This is a genomic window from Actinokineospora sp., from assembly GCF_050699995.1.
Lineage (GTDB): Bacteria > Actinomycetota > Actinomycetes > Mycobacteriales > Pseudonocardiaceae > Actinokineospora.
Map to the genome: position 1 here is coordinate 1 of NZ_JBOHGC010000520.1, position 7,671 is coordinate 7,671.

Annotated in this window: 8 protein-coding genes and 1 pseudogene; all 9 read left to right on the forward strand. The window is 67.2% G+C overall.

Translation table 11 applies throughout. The features are described 5' to 3' along the window. Window positions 1-297, forward strand: a 297-nt coding sequence (locus tag ACRDSQ_RS25810; protein ID WP_431424550.1) for a winged helix-turn-helix domain-containing protein, incomplete at its 5' end; no start/stop codon positions are given. A gap of 49 nt (window positions 298-346) precedes the next feature. Beyond that, window positions 347-1,234 carry a mycothiol synthase gene (gene mshD / locus ACRDSQ_RS25815; RefSeq protein WP_431424557.1) on the forward strand — a complete coding sequence of 296 codons (888 nt, stop codon included), beginning with the start codon at window positions 347-349 and terminating at the stop codon, window positions 1,232-1,234. 206 nt (window positions 1,235-1,440) lie between these two features. Then, a complete protein-coding gene (gene pstS / locus ACRDSQ_RS25820) occupies window positions 1,441-2,568 on the forward strand; it encodes a phosphate ABC transporter substrate-binding protein PstS (protein ID WP_431424551.1) in 1,128 nt (375 codons plus the stop codon). Window positions 2,569-2,749: 181 nt separating this feature from the next. After that, a complete protein-coding gene (pstC, locus tag ACRDSQ_RS25825; RefSeq protein WP_431424552.1) occupies window positions 2,750-3,676 on the forward strand; it encodes a phosphate ABC transporter permease subunit PstC in 927 nt (308 codons plus the stop codon). Beyond that, on the forward strand, window positions 3,673-4,587 hold the full coding sequence (gene pstA, locus ACRDSQ_RS25830) for a phosphate ABC transporter permease PstA (protein WP_431424553.1): 915 nt from the start codon (window positions 3,673-3,675) through the stop codon (window positions 4,585-4,587). The genes pstC and pstA overlap by 4 nt, the downstream gene beginning before the upstream one ends. 18 nt (window positions 4,588-4,605) lie before the next feature. Next, window positions 4,606-5,382 (forward strand): phosphate ABC transporter ATP-binding protein PstB, encoded by a 777-nt coding sequence (gene pstB / locus ACRDSQ_RS25835; protein ID WP_431424554.1) that lies wholly within the window; start codon window positions 4,606-4,608, stop codon window positions 5,380-5,382. A gap of 157 nt (window positions 5,383-5,539) precedes the next feature. Continuing rightward, window positions 5,540-5,926, forward strand: coding sequence for a hypothetical protein (locus tag ACRDSQ_RS25840; protein ID WP_431424555.1), 387 nt, complete (start codon window positions 5,540-5,542; stop codon window positions 5,924-5,926). 18 nt (window positions 5,927-5,944) lie between these two features. Then, a complete protein-coding gene (locus tag ACRDSQ_RS25845) occupies window positions 5,945-6,526 on the forward strand; it encodes a DUF3558 family protein (protein ID WP_431424556.1) in 582 nt (193 codons plus the stop codon). A 19-nt stretch (window positions 6,527-6,545) separates the two neighbouring features. Further along, window positions 6,546-7,671 (forward strand): annotated as a pseudogene (locus ACRDSQ_RS25850) (hypothetical protein); the annotation flags it as partial.

The window sequence follows — 7,671 nt, forward strand, 5'->3', positions numbered from 1 at the left end:
CCGCTGGATCTCACCTACAAGGAGTTCGAGCTGCTCAAGTACCTCGCACAGCACGCCGGCAGGGTGTTCACCCGCGCGCAGCTGCTGCAGGAGGTCTGGGGCTACGACTTCTTCGGCGGCACCCGCACCGTGGACGTCCACGTCCGGCGGCTGCGCGCCAAGCTCGGCCCCGAGCACGAGCAGCTCATCGGCACCGTCCGCAACGTCGGCTACAAGTTCGTCCAGCCGCCGAAGTCGGGCTCCCGCCGTGAAGCGGAGATCTCGGCCGACGAGCTCCGCTACTCGATCGACGCCTAATGTCGGAGGGGTGGACCACACCCCATCGACGTCTGCGACGTATGCCTGGCTGAATGGCGCCCTTGATGGGCGCCATTCGGCGTTGATCCGCTCTTTGCTGCTCGCGGTCGCCGCAGTGGACGGCGGCCCCGAGGTGGCCGCGGACGGCCCGCTGCCGCGCGACTTCCGCGGCGGCGAGCACCTGCTGGCCACCGTCGGCGGCGAAGCCGTCGGCTACGCCCACCTCGACACAGATGGCGACGCCTTCGGCCGCCAGGTCGTCGAGGCGTTCGTTCACCCGGACGCCCGCGGCAATGGCATCGGCACCGAACTCGTGCGCGCGGTCCTGGAGCGGGCCACGCCGGGAGTGCGCTTGTGGTCCCACGGGGACCACCCTGCCGCCTCGGCCATCGCCGCCAAGCTCGGCCTGACCAAGGTCCGCGAGATGCTCAAGATGCGCCTCGACCTGACCACCGCAAAGCTCCCCGAGCCGCACTGGCGTGACGGTGTCCGCGTCCGCACGTTCGTGCCCGGCCAGGACGAGGTGGCCCTCGTCGAGGTCAACCGGCGTGCGTTCGACTGGCATCCGGAGCAAGGCGCGCTGACCGTCGCCGAGGTCGAGGCGACCGAGAAGGAGCTCTGGTTCGACCCGGCGGGCTTCTTCCTCGCCGTCGACGCCGACGACCGCGTGCTCGGCTTCCACTGGACGAAGGTCCACCCGGGAGGCGAGGGTGAGGTCTATGTGGTCGGTGTGGACCCGGCCGCCCAGGGCGGTGGGCTCGGCAAGGCACTCACCCTCGCGGGCCTCGCGCACCTCGTCGACCTGGGACTGTCCGAAGTGATCCTCTACGTCGAATCGGACAACACGCCCGCGGTGACCGTCTACCGGGGACTCGGCTTCGAGCGCGCGGAGGCCCACGTCCAGTATTCCTCCACTGTGGACACCGACCGGGGTTAGCCGGTTACGCGCTGCGTACACGCAGGTCACGCGCTGGACACGGACGGGCGACTAGTGGGTCGCTCTGGTCACAATCAGGTGCTTGTTCACCCGTCGTTCATTTTGTTGGGGTGAACCGTCAACCACCGCTGCCTAGCGTCCCCTCACGAGAGGCGGCGCCACTCGGTGTGCCGCGACAATGAAGACTCCTGGTGGAGGAATCCAACGTGAACATCAAGCGGCACGCGTCCGTGCTGAGTCTCATCGCCGCAGGCGCCCTCGCGCTGACGGCATGTGGCAGCGACGCCAACACCCCCGCGGGTTCGAACAACTCCGCCGCTCCCGCGCCCACGCAGACCGCTGCGATCGAGTGCGGCGGCAAGAAGGGCTTGGTCGCGGAAGGCTCCAGCGCGCAGAAGGGCGCCATCGAGGCGTTCACCGCCGCGTACGTCGCCGCCTGCCCTGACCAGCAGCTGGCCTACACCCCGTCGGGTTCCGGCGCGGGCGTCAAACAGTTCAACGCGGGCATCGTCGACTTCGGCGGCTCCGACTCGGCGCTGAACAAGGACAAGGGCGAGATCGAGGCCGCGGCGAAGCGCTGCCAGGGCAACCCGGCGTGGAACCTTCCGATGGTCTTCGGCCCGGTCGGCATCGCGTACAAGATCGACGGCGTCACCGACCTGGTGCTCAACGCCGAGGTCACCGCCAAGATCTTCAACGGCGGCATCGCCAAGTGGAACGACCCGGCAATCGCCGCGCTCAACTCCGGCAAGACCCTGCCGGACACCGCCATCACCGTGATCTACCGCGGTGACGAGTCGGGCACCACCGACAACTTCCAGAAGTACCTCAAGGCCGCCGCCAAGGAAGCTTGGGGCAAGGACGCGGGCAAGAAGTTCAACGGCGGCATCGGCCAGGGCGCCCAGGGTTCCGCGGGTGTGGCCGACGCCATCTCCGCGGGCACCGGCACCATCGGCTACATCGAGTGGTCCTACGTCCAGGACAAGAAGCTGAACTCCGCCAAGATCGACAGCGGTGCCGGTCCGGTCGCGCTCGGCGCCGAGGGCGCCGCGAAGGCCATCAACGCCGCCAAGATCAAGGGCGAGGGCAATGACCTGGTCATCGACCTCGACGCTCTCTACGCGAGCAAGGAAGCAGGCGCCTACCCGCTGGTCCTGGCGACCTACGAGATCGTCTGCTCGAAGGGCTACGACGCCGACACCGCCAAGGCCGTGAAGGCGTTCCTGACCACCTCCGCCACCACCGGCCAGGCGACTCTCGCGGACGCGGGCTACGTGCCGCTGCCCAACGAGTTCCAGGCCAAGCTGCTCACCGCCATCAAGGCGATTTCCTAGTCGGCAGCCGGCACACTTCGAACGGGCGTAAGCGATGAGCGAACCCGTCTCGGTCGGACGCCCCGTGGCCCCTCGTGGGCCGCGGGGCGGTTCGGCTTCCTACACCGCCGCGGAGGCCACGATTTCTTCCAACGAGCAGGGTGCGGGCGGACCCCCTCCAGGGCCTGCCGCGCCTGCCAAGGTGATCACTCGCCCGGGTGACCGCATCTTCAAGGCGCTGACGGTCGGCTCCGGCGTCTTCGTGGTCGCGATGATCGTCCTGATCGGCGTCTTCCTGCTGATCCAGGCGATCCCTTCGCTGATGGAGAACCAGTCCAACTTCCTGTTCAGTCGCGACTGGAACGCCGAGCCGGGCGACCTCGCCTTCGGCGTGCTGGACCTGCTGCTGGTCACCGTCTTCAGCTCGGTCTTCGCCCTGCTGATCGCGATGCCGGTCTCGCTGGGCATCGCGCTGTTCCTCACCCAGTACGCGCCGCGCAGGCTGGCCCGGCCGTTCTCCTACATCGTCGACCTGCTGGCCGCGGTGCCGTCGATCATCTACGGCCTCTGGGGCGCCTACGTCCTGGCGCCCGCGATCGCACCGTTCAGCAAGTGGCTCAATGAGAACCTGGGCTTCCTGCCGATCTTCGCCAAGGGCAGCTCCGACCTCGGCATCGGGCAGACGATCTTCACCGCGAGCATCGTCCTCGCGGTCATGCTCCTGCCGATCATCACCGCCATCAGCCGCGAGGTCTTCGACCGCACACCCACCATGCAGGTCGAGGGCGCGCTCGCGCTCGGAGCCACCAAGTGGGAGGTCATCCGGACCACGGTCCTGCCGTTCGGCAAGGCGGGTTACATCAGCGCGTCGATGCTGGGCCTGGGCCGCGCCCTCGGCGAGACCATCGCCGTGATGATCATCCTCAGCTCGACGACGACGAACTTCAGCTTCAGCCTCTTCGACGGCGGCGACACCATCGCCTCGAAGATCGCCCGCGCGGCACAGGAGTTCAACGACCCGCGTGGCGCGGGCGCCTACATCGCCGCGGGCCTGGTGTTGTTCGTCCTGACCTTCATCGTCAACGCCTTCGCTCGGTCCATCATCGCGGGTCACAAGGAGTACGAATGATGACTACCGCGACCAGCCTGGACCGGCCCGCGAAGGCGCCTGCGTTCCAGCAGCTCAGCGCCGGGCGCAGGCTGAAGAACCGGGCCGCGACGATCCTCGTCGGCTCGACCTTCGTCCTCGCCCTCGCGCCGCTCGTGTGGCTGCTCTTCACCGTCATCTCGAAGGGCTTCAAGCACGTCCTCACCGCGGACTGGTGGCAGAAGTCCCTCGCGGGCCTGACATCGCGCCAGTTCGGCGGCGGGGTCTACCACGCGATCCTCGGCACGCTGCTGCAAGGACTGATCTGCGCGGTCATCGCGGTGCCCATCGCCATCATGGTGGCGGTGTACCTGGTGGAGTACGGCAAGAACTCGCGCCTCGCGCGCGCGGTCACGTTCACCGTCGACATCCTCTCGGGTGTCCCGTCGATCGTCGCCGCGCTGTTCATCTACGCCCTGTGGATCACCACGATGGGCATGCCGCGAAGCGCCTTCGCGGTGTCGCTCGCCTTGGTGCTGCTGATGATCCCGGTCGTCGTGCGGACAACCGAGGAACTGCTGAAGATCGTCCCCGACGAACTCCGCGAAGCGTCGTACGCGCTCGGCATCCCCAAGTGGAAGACGATCGTCAAGATCGTCATCCCGACCGCGATGTCCGGCATCATCACCGGCATCTCGCTGGCCCTCGCCCGCGTCATGGGCGAGACCGCGCCGGTGCTGGTGCTCGTGGGCTACACGACCTTCATCAACTATGACCCGTTCGGCGGCAGCATGTCCTCGCTGCCGCTGCTCATGACCTCGGAGCGGCTGACCACCAACGAGGTCGGCGAAGCACGGGTCTGGGGCGCGGCGGTCACCCTGATTCTGATCATCACCGTGTTCAACCTGCTGGGATCCCTGATCTCGCGGCTGACGTCTCTGAAGACCAAGTGAGCGGGCGGTAGAGCAACCATGGCCAAGCGCATCGACGTGAAAGACCTGAACCTGTACTACGGGAAGTTCCACGCCGTGGACAAGGTTTCGCTGGCAGTGCCCCCGCGCAATGTCACCGCGTTCATCGGCCCCTCGGGCTGCGGCAAGTCGACCGTCCTGCGGTCGCTCAACCGCATGCACGAGGTCATCCCCGGCGCCCGCGCCGAAGGGAAGGTCCTCCTCGACGGCGAGGACATCTACGCCTCGACAGTCGACCCGGTGTCCGTGCGGCGCACCATCGGCATGGTGTTCCAGCGCCCCAACCCGTTCCCGACGATGTCGATCCGCGACAACGTCGTCGCCGGCCTGAAGCTGGCGGGCGAACGCGACAAGCGCAAACTCGACGAGGTAGCCGAACGAGCCCTGCGCGGCGCCAACCTGTGGGCGGAGGTCAAGGACCGCCTCACCAAGCCCGGCGGCGGCCTGTCGGGCGGTCAGCAGCAGCGTCTGTGCATCGCCCGAGCCATCGCGGTCCAGCCGGACGTCCTCCTGATGGACGAGCCGTGCTCGGCCCTGGACCCGATCTCCACACTGGCGATCGAGGACCTCATCGGGGAACTCAAGAAGGACTACACGATCGTGATCGTCACCCACAACATGCAGCAGGCTGCCCGAGTGAGTGACCAGACCGCGTTCTTCAACCTCGCGGGCGTCGGCCAGCCCGGGCGGCTGATCGAGATCGACGACACCGAGCGCATCTTCTCCAACCCAGGTCAGAAGGCCACCGAGGACTACATCTCGGGCCGCTTCGGCTGAGTCGACGAACACCGAGGTCCCCCGCATGGTCCGTGCGGGGGACCTCGTGTTTCCGGGGAACCGGACGCCAGGCCATTTCGTCACACACAAGACGGACACCACGGGCGATTGGTACCGTGCCCTTGGGGTCTGGAAGGCGATCGGACTAGGGGCACACATGTACATCGACGACGCGGGTGGCGCCGCTATCGGCAGCACGATCGGCAAATCCATGTCGGACTTCGCCTCGGGGGCGGCGAGCGGGGCATTCGCGGTCAACGAAGCGGGCGGCGACGCACTTCTGGCCGCCATCAGGGACATGGCCGAGTGGGTGGATGGCGAGCAGGCGAGCCTGCACCTCCTCAACCAGGACGCGATGCTCGGTGGCAGCAACGGCGCCGGTGTCATGAAGTCTCATCTGAAGCAGGTCGCGACCGACCAGCAGGGTTTCCTCACGCAGTTGAAGGCATTCCGCGAGTCACTGGTCAAAGCGGAGGAAGGCATTCGTCAGGCAATGGCCAACTACCAGAACACTGACAGTCTCAGTGCCAAGAAGCTCAGCTGACCCGTGAAATCACAAGAGATGGCTGGAAACACCGTGAGCCGCATTCGCGCGACCATTTCGATACTGGCAGCTGTTCTCGCGTGCGCGGGCTGCTCCGAGTCGACCGCCGGTTCGCCGACGGCCGCGGTGTCGTCGACCGAGTCGTCTGACTCCACGACGAGCGGCACGACACCCACGAAGTCCAGTCCGGCGACATCCTCCAGTCCGCTGAAGTCGATCAAGCCCTGCGAACTTCTCCCGGCATCTGCGATGAGCTCCCTCGGCGTCACCGGCGAACCGAAGGAAGGCACCTCGAAGAGTGTGCCGTCGTGCCAGTGGCGTGTGAACAAGGCGAGCGTCACCGACAGCTACACGATCGGCGTCGGCATCTATGAGCGACGCGGCCTCAAAGACATTGTGGCCGACGGGGAGATCACGAAGCAGCAGGTCGGGTCGAGGCAGGCGGCGCAGTACCTGGGCGAGGGCGGCGGACACTGCGCCGTGGCCCTGGAGGTAACCGAGTCGTCGCGAGTCGACGTGCTTGTCACGGGCGGTGACGCCGCCAAGCTGTGCGCGCCCGCGCTCGAAGCGGCGAAGCTCGTCGAGTCGGAATTGCCCTAGGTAGCGGAGGGATTGACCAATGCCTGGACCAGTCAGGACTGCGTACACCCCGCCCCAGGGGAACCAGACGACCGTGGACGTGTCGCGGAATGGTCAGCGTGACCACCCGGCCTACGACCCCACCTACGACCCCAACAGCCGGTACTACATCGAGCGCAAGGGCACCTCGGACAGCGGCACCGAGGTGCGCGACCAGGCTGAGCAGCAGGTCGACCGCGACATCGAGAACTCCGAGTGGTGGGAGATCTGGAAGCGGTTCACCCGCAACAGCGAGATCAACGAGCAGTACAACCAGGACATGAGCGCGCAGGCCGCCCAGCTCGCGCAGGGCGTCGACACGCGTCCTGCTCCGGGGATGCCGCGGTCGAACTACATGAGCCACGAGCACTCCGAGTTGCGTCCAATGGTCACCGAGAACGTGGATCCGGACCAGGTCGGCGAGATCGGCGAGCTGTACATCAGCGCGGGCAACGCGATGACGAAGTTTCAGACGGATGTTGCCAACGCGATCAACAGCAGCCAGTCGGACTGGCAGGGGCAGGCGGGCGACAAGGCTCGGCAGTTCATGGCCGACATCGGCAACTGGGTCGGCAAGTCCGGGCAGAGCGCGCAGTTGGCGGGGACGCAGACGAGTTTGCAGGCCGCGGCGCTGGCTGAGGCGAAGAACTCGATGCCGGAGGAGAAGCCCTTCGACATGGCGGCCGCCAACCGCGACCTCATGACGACGACCAACCCTCTCGACCTGGCCCGCAAGTCCGCCGTCTACATGAACGACTACCGCGAGAGCCAGACGGCGCACCAGGAAGCCGCGCGGGTGGTCGGGTCGTACGACGGTGCGTTGGGCAGTTCGTCGACGATGCCCGCCTTCGCGCCGCCGCCGACGATGGGGGGCGGGGGCACGGGCGACCCGGGTGAAACCGGCGGCACCGGCGGCGTGAAGAAGCCGGGTGGCCAGGACATCAACGTCGGCGGCAGCGGCGATCAGGGCGGCCCCGGTTCGTACCCTCCGGGTGGGAGCGGCTCGGGTGACGGCGGCGGGTACAAGCCCCCACCCGGCTCTGGTGGCGTCCCCTTGCCCCCCGGCGGCGGCGGTGGCGGTGGCGGTGGTGGCGGTGGCACGACGCCCGGTGGATTCGTCGACCTTC